16 protein-coding genes are annotated in these 16,234 nt (G+C 51.5%); 6 read left to right on the top strand and 10 right to left on the bottom strand.

From position 1 onward, the window contains the following. Positions 1-265: 265 nt before the first annotated feature. A complete protein-coding gene (dpiB, locus tag OGY35_RS14815) occupies positions 266-1,927 on the top strand; it encodes a sensor histidine kinase DpiB (RefSeq protein ID WP_286632669.1) in 1,662 nt (553 codons plus the stop codon). Next, positions 1,896-2,573 carry a two-component response regulator DpiA gene (dpiA, locus tag OGY35_RS14820; RefSeq protein WP_286632670.1) on the top strand — a complete coding sequence of 226 codons (678 nt, stop codon included), beginning with the start codon at positions 1,896-1,898 and terminating at the stop codon, positions 2,571-2,573. Before dpiB ends, dpiA begins: the two co-directional genes overlap by 32 nt. Positions 2,574-2,627: 54 nt before the next feature. On the opposite strand, the gene dcuC is transcribed toward dpiA, so the two are convergent. Then, positions 2,628-4,013 carry an anaerobic C4-dicarboxylate transporter DcuC gene (gene dcuC, locus OGY35_RS14825; protein ID WP_152405509.1) on the bottom strand — a complete coding sequence of 462 codons (1,386 nt, stop codon included), beginning with the start codon at positions 4,011-4,013 and terminating at the stop codon, positions 2,628-2,630. A 443-nt stretch (positions 4,014-4,456) separates the two neighbouring features. Between dcuC and pagP the strand changes: the two genes are divergently transcribed. Together pagP and cspE are read left to right on the top strand one after the other, a co-directional pair. Next, on the top strand, positions 4,457-5,035 hold the full coding sequence (pagP, locus tag OGY35_RS14830) for a lipid IV(A) palmitoyltransferase PagP (protein WP_152405508.1): 579 nt from the start codon (positions 4,457-4,459) through the stop codon (positions 5,033-5,035). A gap of 173 nt (positions 5,036-5,208) precedes the next feature. Further along, positions 5,209-5,418: a transcription antiterminator/RNA stability regulator CspE gene (gene cspE / locus OGY35_RS14835; RefSeq protein ID WP_000034826.1), complete on the top strand. Its 210-nt coding sequence runs from the start codon at positions 5,209-5,211 to the stop codon at positions 5,416-5,418. A 53-nt stretch (positions 5,419-5,471) separates the two neighbouring features. On the opposite strand, the gene crcB is transcribed toward cspE, so the two are convergent. Then, positions 5,472-5,855 carry a fluoride efflux transporter CrcB gene (gene crcB / locus OGY35_RS14840; RefSeq protein WP_152405507.1) on the bottom strand — a complete coding sequence of 128 codons (384 nt, stop codon included), beginning with the start codon at positions 5,853-5,855 and terminating at the stop codon, positions 5,472-5,474. Positions 5,856-5,946: 91 nt separating this feature from the next. Between crcB and OGY35_RS14845 the strand changes: the two genes are divergently transcribed. Together OGY35_RS14845 and tatE are read left to right on the top strand one after the other, a co-directional pair. Continuing rightward, entirely contained in the window at positions 5,947-6,735 is a 789-nt protein-coding gene (locus OGY35_RS14845; protein WP_286632672.1) for a deaminated glutathione amidase, read from the top strand. A gap of 129 nt (positions 6,736-6,864) precedes the next feature. Continuing rightward, entirely contained in the window at positions 6,865-7,068 is a 204-nt protein-coding gene (tatE, locus tag OGY35_RS14850; RefSeq protein ID WP_152405505.1) for a twin-arginine translocase subunit TatE, read from the top strand. Between the two features lie 97 nt (positions 7,069-7,165). Here tatE and lipA read toward each other — a convergent pair whose 3' ends face one another. The 8 genes from lipA to mrdA form a co-directional block, all read right to left on the bottom strand. Next, the gene (gene lipA, locus OGY35_RS14855; protein ID WP_042320707.1) at positions 7,166-8,131 is read right to left on the bottom strand and encodes a lipoyl synthase; all 966 of its coding nucleotides are present in this window, start codon (positions 8,129-8,131) and stop codon (positions 7,166-7,168) included. Positions 8,132-8,339: 208 nt separating this feature from the next. Beyond that, complete coding sequence (locus OGY35_RS14860) at positions 8,340-9,293, bottom strand: YbeF family transcriptional regulator (RefSeq protein WP_178823503.1); 954 nt, start codon at positions 9,291-9,293, stop codon at positions 8,340-8,342. A 301-nt stretch (positions 9,294-9,594) separates the two neighbouring features. Next, a complete protein-coding gene (gene lipB, locus OGY35_RS14865; protein ID WP_152405503.1) occupies positions 9,595-10,236 on the bottom strand; it encodes a lipoyl(octanoyl) transferase LipB in 642 nt (213 codons plus the stop codon). Positions 10,237-10,338: 102 nt separating this feature from the next. Beyond that, positions 10,339-10,602, bottom strand: a complete 264-nt coding sequence (gene ybeD / locus OGY35_RS14870) for a DUF493 family protein YbeD (protein WP_042320704.1) — start codon at positions 10,600-10,602, stop codon at positions 10,339-10,341. A gap of 107 nt (positions 10,603-10,709) precedes the next feature. Then, positions 10,710-11,921, bottom strand: a complete 1,212-nt coding sequence (gene dacA, locus OGY35_RS14875; protein ID WP_152405502.1) for a D-alanyl-D-alanine carboxypeptidase DacA — start codon at positions 11,919-11,921, stop codon at positions 10,710-10,712. 148 nt (positions 11,922-12,069) lie between these two features. Beyond that, complete coding sequence (rlpA, locus tag OGY35_RS14880) at positions 12,070-13,185, bottom strand: endolytic peptidoglycan transglycosylase RlpA (RefSeq protein WP_152405501.1); 1,116 nt, start codon at positions 13,183-13,185, stop codon at positions 12,070-12,072. 10 nt (positions 13,186-13,195) lie between these two features. Further along, positions 13,196-14,308 (bottom strand): peptidoglycan glycosyltransferase MrdB, encoded by a 1,113-nt coding sequence (gene mrdB / locus OGY35_RS14885; protein ID WP_152405500.1) that lies wholly within the window; start codon positions 14,306-14,308, stop codon positions 13,196-13,198. Between the two features lie 2 nt (positions 14,309-14,310). After that, entirely contained in the window at positions 14,311-16,212 is a 1,902-nt protein-coding gene (gene mrdA, locus OGY35_RS14890; protein ID WP_152405499.1) for a peptidoglycan DD-transpeptidase MrdA, read from the bottom strand. Positions 16,213-16,234 lie beyond the last annotated feature (22 nt).

Here is a 16,234-nt window from a genome sequence, read left to right on the forward strand (position 1 = left end):
TTTTTCCCGAACGCATACATCGTAAGGAGTATTTTGGAGATAAATTTTGATTTATTTCACAAAGGCTTAGATGGTTTTTATGAGTTTAATGGTTTTAAGTTTTTTAATTATTCTTATTGCAGATTGTGACGTGGAGTTAAATGACTTAATTGATTTAATGTGGTGAATCTGTAACGATCGTCTTTATTATTTCTGTGTTTGGATAGAACATTTTTATTACATTTGCTGGCTAACTATACCGAATAATGCCCATTAAGGAACAGTCATGTTGGTTCAAAAAAATAAAAAGCCGTTTTCTTTTTTTCGCCGACTGGCATTTCCGTTACGCATTTTTCTGCTTATTCTCGTTTTCTCAGTGTTCATTATTGCCGCACTGGCACAGTATTTTTCCGCCAGTTTTGAGGATTATTTGAGTACACATGTCCGCGATATGGCGATGAACCAGGCGAAGATTATTGCCGCCAACGACAGCGTCATTGCGGCAGTGAAGGCACGCGATTACCAACGGCTGGCAACCATTGCCGGTAAACTGCAGAGCGATACCGATTTTGATTATGTGGTGATTGGCGATAGTCACTCTATTCGACTTTATCACCCTAATCCGGAGAAAATCGGTTACCCGATGCAATTCACTAAACCGGGCGCGCTGGAGAGAGGGGAGAGTTATTTCATTACCGGGACGGGGTCGATTGGGCTGGCGATGCGGGCAAAAACGCCCATCTTTGATGATGGCGGTAACATCATCGGCGTGGTCTCCATTGGCTATCTGATCAGCAAAATTGACAGCTGGCGGCTGGACTTCATTCTGCCGATGGCTGGCGTGTTTGTTCTGCTGTTGGTGGTTCTGATGCTACTCTCCTGGTTTTTTGCCGCCCACATCCGTCGCCAGATGATGGGGATGGAACCGAAGCAAATTGCCCGGGTGGTTCGTCAGCAGGAAGCGCTGTTCAGCTCAGTATATGAAGGGCTGATAGCCGTCGATCCGGACGGCTATATTACGGCTATTAACCGCAGTGCGAGAAAGATGCTCGGTCTGCGTTCGCCGGGTCGACAATGGTTGGGTAAACCGATTCATGAAGTGGTGAGCCCGTCGGATTTCTTTACCGAGCAGATTGCTGAAAGGCGTGTGGACGCAATGGTGAACTTCAATGGCCTGAGCGTTATCGCCAACCGCGAGGCGATCCGCTCAGGCAATGAACTGCTGGGGGCGATCATCAGTTTCCGCAGCAAAGACGAAATCGCCACCCTGAACGCGCAACTGACACAGATTAGGCAATATGTAGAGAGCCTCAGAACGTTACGACATGAACATCTGAACTGGATGTCAACGCTCAATGGCCTGCTGCAAATGAAAGAATACGATCGGGTCAGGGAGATGGTACAGGGGGAGTCGCAGGCGCAGCAGCAGCTGATCGACAGCCTGCGCGAGGCGTTTGCCGATCGCCAGGTGGCGGGTCTGCTGTTTGGTAAGGTTCAGCGCGCGCGCGAACTGGGTCTCAAAATGACGATCGTTCCCGGAAGCCAGCTTCAGCAACTGCCGGAAGGGCTGGACAGTACCGAGTTTGCGGCGATTGTCGGGAATCTTCTTGATAACGCGTTTGAAGCCAGCTTGCGTACCGAGCAAGGGAATAAGGTTGTGGAACTGTACCTGAGCGATGAAGGCGATGATGTGGTGATCGAAGTTGCCGACCAGGGATGCGGTGTCCCTGAAGCATTGCGCGAAAAAATATTCGAACAAGGTGTGAGCACCCGTTCCGATGAGCCAGGTGAGCACGGCATCGGACTGTATCTGATTGCAAGTTATGTGGGGCGCTGTGGCGGAATGATTACTCTGGAAGATAATAATCCCTGCGGCACCTTATTCTCTCTTTTTATTCCGAAAGTGAAAAAGAACAATGACGGAACCATTAACCCTATTAATCGTTGAAGATGAAATGTTGCTTGCTGAGATGCATGCCGAGTACATCCGCCATATTCCTGGTTTTCATCAGATCTGGTTAGCCGGTAATCTGGCGCAGGCAAGAATGATGATTGAACGGTTCAAACCGGGTCTCATTTTGCTGGATAACTACCTTCCGGACGGGAAGGGGATCTCGCTGCTGCATGAGTTGACGGAGTCGCATTATCCCGGCGGGGTGGTCTTTACCACCGCAGCCAGCGATATGGAAACGGTGGCGGACGCCGTGCGCAGCGGGGCGTTTGATTATCTGATCAAACCTATCGCTTATGAGCGCCTGGGACAGACGCTCACCCGTTATCAACAGCGTAGACGGATGCTGGCAGAAAACGACAGTGCCAGCCAGCGACAAATTGATGAGATGTTTAATGCCTACGCGCGAGGTGAGCCGAAAGATGAATTACCCACCGGTATTGATGCCTTAACGCTCAATGCGGTTAAAAAGCTGTTTGCTGACCCGCAGGTACAGCACACTGCTGAAACCGTCGCGCAGGCGCTGACCATCAGCCGTACGACCGCCAGACGGTATCTCGAATACTGCGCCAGTCGGCATCTGATTATTGCGGAAATTGTGCATGGTAAAGTGGGGAGACCGCAGCGTATTTACCACGGTTAATGACGGTATGGCCGGATGAGACGCACAGCGCCACCATCCGGCATTGGCCCTGAATCAGCCTCCCGTCACCGCGGAAGATGAACCTGGAACCATCACTTCAGTCGCGATGATAACGATCAACAGCCCGACCATGACCGGTACGGATGTGCGTTTTACCACTTCGAACGGCGAGATTTTTGCCATCCCCGCCACCGCCACGACCACGCCGGAGACCGGGGAGATCGTACGGCCCAGGTTGGACGCCTGCAGCATTGGAATCGACAGGTACGCCGGGTTGATGCCCGATGATTGCGCCAGCTTAGGAATCATTTCAACGAAGGCATAGAACGGCGCGTTACCGGAGCCGGTAGTCATTGCTGCCAGCATAGTCAGAATCACCAGTACCAGCATCAGGATGATGCTCGCCGATCCAAACGAGGTGGCGATGGAGATCAGACTCTGGATGAAGCCAATCGTGCTCAGACCCTGCGCGAACACGCCTGCCGCGACTAACAGCATTACCACGTTTGCAAAAGCGTCGGCCATGCCGCGATACGCCACTTCGAGTCCTGAATACACTTTCTGAGTGTTGAAACCCCGGACGAATTCCAGTACCGCAGCGATAAGCATGCAGAGCACCAGAATCGTAATGATGTGCAGTTGTGGCCCCCACTTGCCGTCAAAAATCAGCACCCCGATAATCGGCGTAAACGGCAGAATGGCGTAGAACGCCGGTGCCGTGGTGGTGATTTCATTCACGTCGAGCATTTCATGGGCAGCATTCTCTTTTTTATCCAGATAGCGCTGCCAGAAATAGTGCGCAATCGCCATCCCGATAATCGCCGCAATGGAAATCGGCAGCGTGGTTTTAAAGGCAAAATCGATCAGCGGCATTTCGGCCGCTTTTGCAGCCAGCACCACATCACCGGAGGTGGGGGAAAGGATAATCGCCGCAGGCGAGGCACAGATGGCCGCAGCGGCCCCCCGGCTAATTCCCACGTTAACCATGATCGGGAAAAGCGTTGCCATCAACAACACGCCGAGCCCGGTGGCGGAAGAGACAGCCAGGGACATCAGACAGGCGACAAAATAGGCGGCAATCATTAGCAGATAAGGTGAATTGATGTACTGCAACGGCTTAGAAGCCAGTTTCACGACCATATCGTTCGCGCCGATGTGGGTCATGTAGGCGGCAAAACCGCAGAGCATCATGATCATCATACCGAGATCGCCACCACGGCTCATCAGCAGGATTTTGACGTACTCAACGATATCCGTTGCGGAATAGCCCGTAGACGTTTCGCTGGAGGGCAGCACTTTATGGCCCATCAGGGCGCTGATAATCAGCAGCGCCAGACCGCCAACAAAGAGCACGCCGGTAGCCGAATACCCTTTAATGATGTAGCGCGCTACACCCACAATAACCACAACTCCAATAAGGAGTTCGATAAAAGTCAACATTGTTTCCCCTGTCGCGTGGACACCAGAAGTAAAATTAAGAAAATGCCAATTGTTGGTGTGAAAATGTGCCGAATAAGTGCGTGCTACTTGCTGATTAAAATCAATAAACAGAACGATTAACTGTCGGTAAGCGGCTATTTTTACGTTAGGGTGATGAAGACGGAATATTTTATTTTCCTGTTTTCCGGAAAATGCTTGGTTGTTTGTGATTTGTTTTGTTTTTGTTTCTTCGTTGTTAATTAGTGAGGGTTAAAGAGTGCTTTTACCGCAATTGTGTTAAAGTCAGACAATATCTGACTGATAATTCAGCGATAAATAACATTACAAAGAGCGTGGTTTAATTGATGAATTCAAAATCTTAGAACAATCTGATTCATGTCAGTGCTGCCGCTGTTAAGGTTTCATTCAAGTTATTTTTGATACAATAAAGACTGAACTTAAGAATGGTAATAAATGTTGTGAGCGCAGCTAAAAAATATTTTCTCTTTTTTTCATTTCTTTTTATTCAGTTAGCGATGCTGCCACAGGCGGTGGCGGAAGAAAAAGGGTGGTTTAATACCTTTACCGACAATGTTGCCGAAACCTGGCAGCAGCCTGAGCATTATGATTTGTATATTCCCGCTATTACGTGGCACGCGCGTTTTGCCTATGATAAGGAAAAAACGGACCGCTATAACGAGCGTCCGTGGGGCGGCGGTTTTGGTCAGTCGCGCTGGGATGAAAAGGGAAACTGGCACGGCCTGTACATTATGGCCTTCAAAGATTCCTGGAATAAATGGGAACCGATTGGCGGTTATGGCTGGGAGAGTACCTGGCGACCTCTGCCGGATGACAATTTCCATCTGGGACTCGGTTTTACCGCCGGGGTGACGGCACGTGACAACTGGAACTACATTCCTCTTCCGGTCCTGCTGCCGTTAGCTTCCATTGGCTACGGTCCTGCGACGTTTCAGATGACCTATATCCCTGGTACCTATAACAACGGTAACGTCTACTTTGCGTGGATGCGTTTTCAGTTCTGAACTGATGAATGGCAATAAACATAATATAAAACATAGCGTTATAAGCTTATGCTAAAAAATAACGCGACTTTTATCACTTTTTGCCAAAGTTCGACTGGACAAAGTGAACCACAATTGGTGTACTGGTACCCGACACAGCATTTGTGTCTATTTTTCATGTAAAGGTAATTTTGATGTCTAAGATTAAAGGTAACGTTAAGTGGTTTAATGAGTCCAAAGGATTCGGTTTCATTACTCCGGAAGATGGCAGCAAAGATGTGTTCGTACACTTCTCTGCAATCCAGACCAATGGTTTTAAAACTCTGGCTGAAGGTCAGCGTGTAGAGTTCGAAATCACTAACGGTGCCAAAGGCCCTTCTGCTGCAAACGTAACTGCTCTGTAAGCTTACGTCAGCAAGATTTCAAAACCCGCTTATTAGCGGGTTTTTTTTGGTCTCTAGTGCGCGCTGGAGGCGGAAAACAGCCAGAACGCCAACGCCGTCATCGCAAAGGATCCCAACAGGTTGGCCAACACATTTAGCATTGCCCAGCCCAGTCGTCCTTCCTGAAGCAGAAAGACCACTTCCGCCGAAAAGGTAGAGAATGTTGTCAGGCCGCCACAAAAGCCGGTTGTGATCAGCACCTTCCACATGGGATCGATGTTGGTCATGCGACTAAACCATGCCAGACCCATACCAATGATGAACGCGCCAAGTAAATTTGCGGTCAGGGTTCCCATCGGAATCGCCTGATGCATAGGGTTAAACCGCATACTGAGCATCCATCTCGCTACACTTCCTGTGCCACCGCCAATAAAAACCGCTAAAAGAAGTTGTAACACTGCATAATCCTGCTATTTGGTTGGTATATAAGATAAGTGTAACGCTGAATAATCATTGTTGGCGAGTGTGATAAACCTGACCGGAGGAGTTATGTTAGTTGCTGCTGGGCAATTTGCCGTCAGTCCTGTGTGGGAAAAGAACGCAGATACCTGCGTCGCGCTCATGTCGCAGGCGGCGGAAAACGGCGCATCGCTGCTGGTTCTGCCGGAGGCATTGCTGGCGCGAGACGATTCGGATCCCGACCTGTCGGTGAAATCCGCCCAGCATTTAGAGGGGGATTTTCTGAAACAGCTGTTGCGGGAAAGCGCATCGAATACGATGACCACCATTCTCACACTTCATGTCCCTTCGCGACCCGGTCGTGCGGTGAACACGCTGGTGGCACTGCGCGGGGGGAAAATCGTGGCAAGCTACGGCAAGCTGCATCTTTATGATGCCTTCTCCATTCAGGAGTCCCGTAACGTTGACGCTGGCAACGCCATCGCGCCACTGCTTGACGTTGAGGGGTTCAGGGTAGGGTTGATGACCTGCTATGACCTGCGCTTTCCCGAATTGTCGATGGCGCTTGCGTTGCAGGGCGCGGAAGTCCTGGTGTTGCCGGCAGCCTGGGTCAAAGGGGCGCTGAAGGAACACCACTGGTCAACACTGTTGGCGGCCCGCGCTCTTGATACCACCTGTTATATGATTGCCGCAGGGGAGTGCGGTAACAAAAACATTGGTCAGAGTCGTATCATCGACCCCTTTGGCGTGACAATTGCGGCTGCGGCAGAAGTTCCGACGCTTGTTATGGCGGAGATTTCCGCACAGCGGATCCACCAGGTGCGGGCACAGTTACCGGTATTACGTAACCGCAGATTTGTGCCACCGCAATTATTATGACGTTTTTTTAAACACTGCTTGATTCACCTCGTTACAGATTGCTATTGTGTGCGCGCGTCAAATGACCGTTAATATTCTCAGGTTACTAAGGGCGCGCTACGCCGCCTGTTTTAAGTTAAGAAGGTATCTATGGGTGAGATTAGTATTACCAAACTGCTGGTGGTGGCTGCACTGGTCGTTCTGCTGTTTGGTACCAAGAAGTTACGTACACTGGGTGGAGACCTGGGCACGGCGATTAAGGGTTTCAAAAAAGCGATGAATGATGAAGATGCGGGCGCGAAAAAAGACGCAGACGGCAACATTCAGGCTGAAAAACTCTCTCATAAAGAGTAATACCCGGAGCTAAAGGCTCATCCGTCTTACTCTGACGTGAAAAAACCCGCGATTAAGCGGGTTTTTTATGGGCGAAATGTAAGTATTTATTTCGAAATTACTTTACTTCCATCCCTTTTGCCTGCAGGTCAGCGTGGTAAGACGAACGGACGAACGGTCCGCAGGCAGCATGGGTAAAGCCCATCGCCATCGCTTCCGCTTTCATCTCTTCAAATTCGTCCGGGCTGACATAGCGTTGAACCGGCAGGTGGTGGCGACTTGGCTGCAAATACTGGCCCAGCGTCAACATGGTCACGCCGTGACGACGCAAATCACGCATGACTTCAATGATTTCGGCATTCGTCTCGCCAAGACCGACCATCAGACCAGATTTGGTTGGGATCTCCGGATGCGCTTCTTTAAAGCGTTCCAGTAATTTGAGTGACCAGTTATAGTCTGCACCCGGGCGCACCTGACGATAAATGCGCGGTACGTTTTCAAGGTTATGGTTGAAAACGTCCGGCGGAGTGGCGGTCAGAATTTCCAGAGCGCGATCCATACGGCCACGGAAGTCGGGCACCAGCGTTTCAATCTTAATCGTTGGGCTTTTCTCACGAATAGCGGTAATGCAATCGGCAAAGTGCTGAGCGCCGCCATCACGCAGGTCATCACGGTCAACGGAGGTGATCACCACATAGCGCAGGGCCATATCGGCAATAGTTTGCGCCAGCTTAACCGGTTCGTTGGCGTCCGGTGCCACAGGGCGGCCATGGGCCACATCGCAGAACGGGCAACGACGGGTACAAATGGCGCCGAGGATCATAAATGTGGCGGTACCGTGGTTGAAACACTCCGCAAGGTTTGGGCAAGAGGCTTCTTCACAAACAGAATGCAGGCCATTCTTACGCATTGCCGCTTTGATACCCTGGATACGAGTGGAGTCTGCTGGAAGCTTAATTTTCATCCATTCCGGCTTGCGGAGCAGGGCTTCGCGCTCTGTAGCCACATTTTTGACCGGGATAAGGGCCATCTTATCGGCATCGCGGTATTTAACACCGCGTTCCATCACAATGGGTTTACTCATAGCGTGCATGTTCCAGTTGCGAATAACGAGGGAAAGCGTTTCAATTCAAGGGAATGTTGTATTTATCAACTATTTTTGAATTAACGACACGCAGTATATCATTGAAACGGGTCTTAAAGCAGCCTGAGTGGCCGGCAAAATGTAAAATAGTTGTTGTTTTGTGCCATTTGCTCAGCATCAGTTTTGACCAGGTCGCAACATTTCTTTTTCAGAATGCGTCGCGGATCGCCGTGATGACATTCTCCAGTACCGGATCGCGTAAGCTCAACTTGTTGTAATGCAGTGAGAAGTCGATTTTTTCCTGGTTCAGGGACGAGTGAGGGATCCGCTGAAGCGGCCAGCAGTGGTTGAACAGCGTAAAGAAGCGCGCAGGCATAATACCCACCAGATCGCTGTGCGCAATGAGCGACGCCAGCGTGAAAATGTTGTAACTGCTAAAGCTGATTTGCCTGTCGGGAAACAGTTCCTGGATACGCTGGCGCAGGAGCGTGAAGCTTTGCCCTTCGATCATTAACAAACTATGTTCTGCGCCATCGAGGGCCTCAGGGGCCGGGGAGCGCGTCAGGGAAGGGTGGTTCTGACGACAGACCAGTTCGATTTTGTCAGAAAACAGAACATGATTCTCTACCGCACGGTTGCTGTAGATGTGATTATCGATAATCAAATCGCTCTGAAACTGGCTGAGTTGCGTTTCGGCGTCATGAACGGGGATGTTACGCAGATGCAGTTGCGGATGGCGCGTTTTGATAGCGTGATAAATGGTCGGCATCACCAGCGCGCCGATAGACGGTGTGGTCCCGATAGTAATCGTCCGTTGTTTATCGTAGCTGCCGGTGAGGTCCAGGGCCCCGAGAATGGACTCCAGCCCCTGGCTAATATACTCGTGTAGATGAGTGGCATAGGTAGTGGGTGTCACGCCCTGGCCTTTTCGGATAAACAAAGGGTCGGGAAATATTGTGCGTAATTTTTGAATAGACTGGCTGATCGCGGAGGGTGTCAGATTAAGAATTTTCGCGGCATTGACGATCCCCTTATGAACATAAACGGCTTCAAAAATAGTCAGCAGGTTCAGGTCTATATTTCTCAGCGTTCTGAAAATTTGCGGCTTATCTTCGGGGCGATGTTCATAGAAATGTCCTTTCGGCTTACTTTTCTCACTCACGTTCTAACTCCAATTTAATTCACATTATAAATAATAGTGGTGTTTTGTATTTGTTATGAGTATGCGTTTTTCACCACTATTGTTCATCTCGCGGTATCGATAACCATTTTATGGCAATTGATTGAAGGTTTAACGTTTGTATAAAGAAAAATCCTACGTCATTTTTTTTAATGACGGAGTAAAGGCGTTAAAAATTCAAGCTAAGATAGACAGAAAATATAGAAACCCGGAGGCATTGTAAAGCATTTGAGCGGGAAGGAGGGAATGGCCCGCGAATTTTTGGGCCATTGCATTCAATGAGTTAAGCAGGGATATATTCGTAAGGGGGATTATTTAGCAGCGCTAAAATATTGGCTAATAATCGTGGTCGGATATTATCTGTCGTGGCCTCGTTATCCCATTGAGATATTTTTGTCATTTCCATACCTGCATAGCCACATGGATTAATTCGTAGGAAAGGTGAAAGATCCATATTAACGTTTAATGCCAGTCCGTGGAAAGAACAACCGCGACGAATGCGCAAACCGAGAGAACATATTTTCTTTTCACCGACATAAACGCCAGGGGCATCCGCACGCGGGTGGGCGTCAATATCCCGTTCTGCCAGGGTATTCACCACGGTCTGTTCCAGCAGCGTGACCAGTTCCCGTACGCCCAGTTTACGCCGCTTCAGGTTTAGCAGCACATACATGACCTGCTGACCCGGTCCGTGGTAAGTCACCTGTCCGCCGCGATCGCTTTGAATGACCGGGATATCCCCTGGCATTAAAACATGTTCTGCTTTCCCTGCCTGACCCTGAGTGAAAACAGGGTAGTGCTCAACCAGCCAGATTTCATCGGCGGTATGTTCATCGCGGGTGTTGGTAAAGTCGTGCATGGCCTGGGAGACGGGTTCGTAGGGTTGAAGACCGAGCTGGCGGACCAGTATTTTATCCTGAGACAAAACAGCATCTCCGTAGAGAAGTAACCAATGGGGGAGAGAAGTATATCACAGCGAAGAGAAGGCGAGGTGGGCACCCGAACAAGGTCGGGGCCCGAACCTGTATTACAGAACCATACGGACGATTTCGATGTTACCGAGCTCTTCGTACAGGGTTTCAACCTGCTCAATATGGGTCGCGTTGATGGTAATTGAAACCGAGTGGTAATTGCCTTTGCTGCTGGGTTTTACCGTCGGGGAGTAATCACCTGGCGCATGGCGCTGTACCACTTCAACCACCTGTTCAACCAGCTCAGGTAACGCCTGCCCCATGACTTTGTAAGTAAAAGGAGTAGGGAATTCAAGCAGTTCGTTAAGTTTGGTTTTCATGTCAGCTCCGGCGTAACGTAAATAAATAACAACTCCCGCCAGAGGGCGGGAGTTTTACTGATGCTTAGTATATGGGGATGGAAATCACACTTTCAAGTGTTCAATTTTTAACCAAACCAGTGATGGAACATTAACTTAATGTAATCAATGATTTTGCTGAAGAAGTTGCCTTCGGGGATTTCCTGCAGTACGACCAGAGGACGCTGCTCAATGGTTTTACCGTCAAGCTGGAAGTTGATGGTACCGACCACCTGATTTTTCTGCAACGGAGCATGCAACTCCGTGCTGTTCAGCACATAGCTGGCCTTCAGGTCTTTCATACGGCCACGCGGGATGGTCAGATACACATCTTTATCGACCCCTAAGGAGGCGCGATCGGTATCACCAAACCAGGACGGTTCAGATGCGAATTCTTTGCCTGCTTTCAGCGGATTAACCGTTTCGAAGAAACGGAAGCCCCAGGTCAGCAGTTTTTTGCTTTCTGTTTCACGCCCTTTATAGGTGCGTCCGCCCATGACCGCTGAGATCAAACGCATCTGACCTTCAGTCGCCGAAGCAACGAGGTTGTAGCCAGCTTTGTCAGTGTGACCCGTCTTGATACCATCCACCTTCAGGCTGTTGTCCCACAGCAGGCCGTTACGGTTCAACTGACGGATGCCGTTAAAGGTGAACTCTTTTTCTTTGTAGACGGAGTACTCGTTAGGAACGTCGCGGATCAACGCCTGACCAATCAGCGCCATATCACGGGCGGAGCTGTACTGACCGTCGGCATCCAGACCGTGAACCGTCTGGAAGTGGGTGTTTTTCAGGCCCAGCGCGTTCACGTAACTGTTCATCAGCCCGACAAACGCATCCTGGCTGCCGGCAGAAAAGTCAGCCATCGCGACACAGGCATCGTTACCGGACTGCAGGTTAATCCCGCGAATCAGTTGCGACACCGGAACCTGCATGCCAGGTTTCAGGAACATCAGCGATGAACCTTTAAAGACCGGATTACCCGTGGCCCAGGCGTCATTACCGATAGTGACCAAATCCGTTTCTTTGAACTTACCCGCTTTCATTGCCTGACCGATAACGTAACTGGTCATCATTTTGGTCAGACTGGCCGGGTCACGACGCGTATCGGCGTTCTGTTCCGCCAGCACTTTACCGGAGTTATAGTCAATGAGGATATAGGACTCCGCGTCGATCTGCGGAACACCCGGGATCATGGTTTTGATGTTCAGGTCATCGGCATGCGCGCCTGAAATAGCGGCTGTACAAAGAGCCGTGGTGAGCGCCATGCGCTGCAGGAAACGAGCGGAAAAAGTGGTCTTCATGGTCTGAACTACGACGTCCGTGATGGAATTAAAAAAAGTGCCCTACTATAGCAAATGCAATACCGGCAGGCATCTGACTTTCCGCACGACTTTGTTAACGTAGTTAACGTCATTTACAGAAATTGACACTTCAGATGCCCTTGTTACGTTATTGCGCGCCGGTAATGAAGGACTGTAATTGGGCTTCAGATTGTAAACGCTGCTGTAGCGCACTGGCTTGTGCTTTGCTGGCGAACGGCCCGAGCTGAATACGCCACACGGCGCCGTTCTGCGTGACGCGTCCCGGCACGCCAAACTGCTGGCCTAAGCGCTGCTGATACTGCTGGGCGCGCCCCTGATCGCTCACCGCCCCCACCTGCACTACGTAACTGCCGCTGGCGGACGCTGCGGCAGGCGCAGCCGTCGCGGCGGGTGTTGCTGCCGGTGCACTGACTGGCGCGCTAGCGGGAGTTGCAGCCGCAGGCTGTGGTGCTGGCGTCGGTTCGCTGCCTTCCAGTACGCCTGCGGCCAGGGTCGTCGGTGCACCGAGGAAGCCGCTGCTCTGAACGGGTGCGCCAGCGTTATCTTCACTTTGCAGCGTGGAATTGCTGATGGCGCGAACGTCACCCTGTGGCTGCATCGCTTGCGGTGCGGAGGAGGCGCTGCCCATCCCCCCGCTCAGATCCGGACGTGAGGGCAGGGCATAAGTCTGTTTGGCCACGGTGGTACAGGCCATACCCGGACCGGACAGCGATCCATCCTGCGCAACAATAATGGGATCGATGCGTACTTTGGTGTTATTGGAGGTGTTCAGACGGTCGGCAGCAGCACGTGACAGTGAAATCACGCGATCGTTGCCATAGGGCCCGCGATCGTTAATGCGCACCACGATCATCCGCCCGTTGGCGAGGTTAGTGATTCGCGCATAGCTCGGGATCGGTAACGTCGGATGTGCTGCGGTGAGCTGCATTGGATCGAACGCTTCACCTGAGGCGGTCAGATTGCTACCGGGTTCGGCATCGTAGATCGCCGCGAATCCTGCCTGACTAAAGCGTGAGGCATCCTGCACAATCTTATAGCTCTTACCGTCCCGCTGGTAATCCTGATTAGCGGTCGGGTTGAGCGGTTCAAAACGCGGATCGGCCCCGCTGATTTCAACGACGGGCCCATTACATACTGCTGGCTGTGGCGCGACGGTATTCTGTTGCTGACCATCATCACTCGTACATGCCGCGAGCAGCATAATTCCTGCTGCGACGCAGACTCCAGGCAATTGCTTACGCATTGCGCACCCCTTACACGCTTTTCGATAACATTTTTCTGTGGGTGTGGATCGACATGACAATCCCGAACCCGGCCATCAACACGATCAGTGCTGAGCCTCCGTAACTGACCAACGGAAGCGGAACGCCTACAACAGGCAAAATCCCACTCACCATACCAATATTAACGAAGACATAAACGAATAAAATCAACATTAAGCCACCGGCCATCACGCGACCAAAGGTGGTTTGCGCGTGGGCGGCAATCCACAGACCACGCATAATAAGCAAAATATACAGCGCCAGCAGGATCAGTATCCCGATCAGACCGAGCTCTTCCGCCAGTACGGCGAAGATAAAGTCGGTGTGGCGCTCGGGTAAAAATTCGAGCTGTGACTGGGTACCGTGTAGCCACCCCTTGCCGCTCAGACCGCCGGAACCAATTGCAATTTTAGACTGAATGATGTGGTAACCGGCACCCAACGGATCGGTTTCCGGGTCAAGCAGCATCATCACCCGCTGACGCTGATAATCATGCATCAGAAAGAACCACAGGATCGGGATAAACGCCGCAACCAGCAGCACGGCGACGCCAATCAAACGCCAGCTCAGACCTGAAAGGAACAGCACGAACAGTCCGGAAAGCGCGACCAGAATCGACGTTCCAAGGTCAGGCTGCGCCGCCACCAGCAGCGTGGGCATAAAAATCAGCACCAGCGCGATGGCCGTGTTCTTCAGGGACGGCGGACAGACGTCGCGGTTGATAAAACGTGCGACCATCAAAGGAACCGCAATCTTGGCGATTTCAGAAGGCTGAAAACGTACGATGCCGAGATCCAGCCAGCGCTGTGCGCCTTTGGAGATCGCGCCGAAGGCATCGACCGCCACCAGCAGAATAATACAGAAAATATAGAGATACGGCGCCCAGCCTTCATAGACGCGGGGCGGGATCTGCGCCATGACCACCATGATCACCAGACCCATCGCAATTTGACCGACTTTACGTTCCATCATGCCAATGTCCTGGCCGCTGGCGCTCCAGATAACCATTGAGCTGTAAACCAGCAGCGCCAGTAAAATCAGTAACATGGTGGGATCGATATGGATTTTATCCCAGAATGTTTTTTTGTTCGGATTATCCGTCATGGTTATTGATCCTCCGCCGCTGCAACCGCCGGGTTTTCAGCTGGCAGATCGGTGTTGTTATCGCCCAACATGATGTGGTCAAGAATCTGACGCATAATGGTCCCCACCGCCGGGCCAGCCCCCCCGTTTTCCAGGATGATGGCGACCGCTACCTGCGGGTTGTTGTACGGCGCAAATGCAGTCATCAGTTTATGGTCACGCAGGCGCTCGGCAATTTTATGCGCGTTATAGGTTTCGTTGGCTTTCAGACCGAAGACCTGCGCGGTACCGGATTTAGCGGCAATTTTATACGGTGCGCTGGCAAAATATTTGTGCGCGGTCCCGTTGCCACGGTTGGCGACGCCATACATACCGTCTTTCGCCAGTTCCCAGTAGCCAGAGTGAATATCGCCAACCGGTGGCTCCTGCGGCTGCACCCAGGGTACTTTTTTGCCGTCTTCTGCGGTGCTCATCAGCAGATGAGGCACCTTCACCACGCCGTCATTAATCAAAATCATCAGCGCCTTACTCATCTGAATCGGCGTTGCCGTCCAGTAGCCCTGACCAATACCGACCGGGATGGTATCGCCCTGATACCAGGGCTTTTTGAAGCGTTTGAGCTTCCACTCGCGGGTAGGCATGTTGCCGGAACGCTCTTCCGCCAGATCGATGCCGGTATAGTGACCGTAACCGAATTTGCCCATCCACTCAGAGAGGCGATCGATTCCCATGTCATAGGCGACCTGATAGAAGAAAGTATCTGCAGATTCTTCCAGCGATTTAGTGATATTCAGATGCCCGTGACCCCATTTCTTCCAGTCGCGATAACGTTTTTCTGAACCGGGCAACTGCCACCAGCCTGGGTCAAACAGACTGGTATTGCGGGTGATGACGCCCGCGCTTAACGCAGACACCGCGACATACGGCTTCACCGTTGATGCTGGCGGATAAACCCCCTGCGTTGCGCGGTTGACCAGCGGCGTGTTCGGATCGTTAAGCAGACCGGCGTAATCTTTGCTGGAGATGCCGTCGACGAACAGGTTCGGGTCATAACTTGGCATAGAGACCAGCGCCAGCACGCCGCCGGTACGCGGGTCGGTGACCACCACGGCGGCGCGACTGCCGGCGAGCAGCGTTTCGATATACTGCTGCAGTTTGAGATCCAGCGTCAGGTAGATATCGTGTCCGGCCTGCGGCGGAACTTCCTTGAGCTGGCGGATAACGCGGCCACGGTTGTTGACTTCGACTTCCTCGTAGCCAGTCTGACCGTGCAGCACGTCTTCGTAGTAGCGCTCAATCCCCAGTTTCCCGATGTCATGGGTGGCAGCGTAGTTAGCCAGCTTGCCATCTTTATCCAGTCGCTCAACGTCTTTATCGTTAATCTTCGACACGTAGCCAATGACATGGGTGAGCGCAGAACCGTACGGGTAGAACCGGCGCTTATAGCCTTTTACTTCAACACCGGGGAAGCGGTACTGGTTAACGGCAAAACGCGCAACCTGGACTTCGGTCAGGTTAGTTTTGACGGCAATAGAGGTAAAGCGGTGCGAACGTGCGCGCTCTTTCTTGAATGCCGCAATATCGTCATCGGTCAGGTCGACGACGCTGCGCAGCGCATCCAGCGTTTGCTGCACGTTATCGACCTTCTCGGGCATCATTTCGATCTGGTAAATGGTACGGTTCAGGGCGAGAGGAATGCCGTTACGGTCATAAATGATGCCGCGGCTGGGGGCGATGGGCACCAGCTTAATCCGGTTTTCATTCGAGCGAGTCTGGTAATCGGTAAAACGGACAATCTGCAGATTATACAGGTTGGCGATAAGCACGCCGGTGAGCAGTAAGATACCCAAAAAAGCGACCAGCGCCCGGCGCACAAATAGCGCGGACTCAGCCGTATAGTCGCGAAAAGAATTCTGTAATTTCATCCGCTGCTTAGTCTACTCAAGC

It is taken from the genome of Citrobacter sp. Ct235, assembly GCF_030332305.1.
GTDB lineage: Bacteria > Pseudomonadota > Gammaproteobacteria > Enterobacterales > Enterobacteriaceae > Citrobacter_A > Citrobacter_A telavivensis.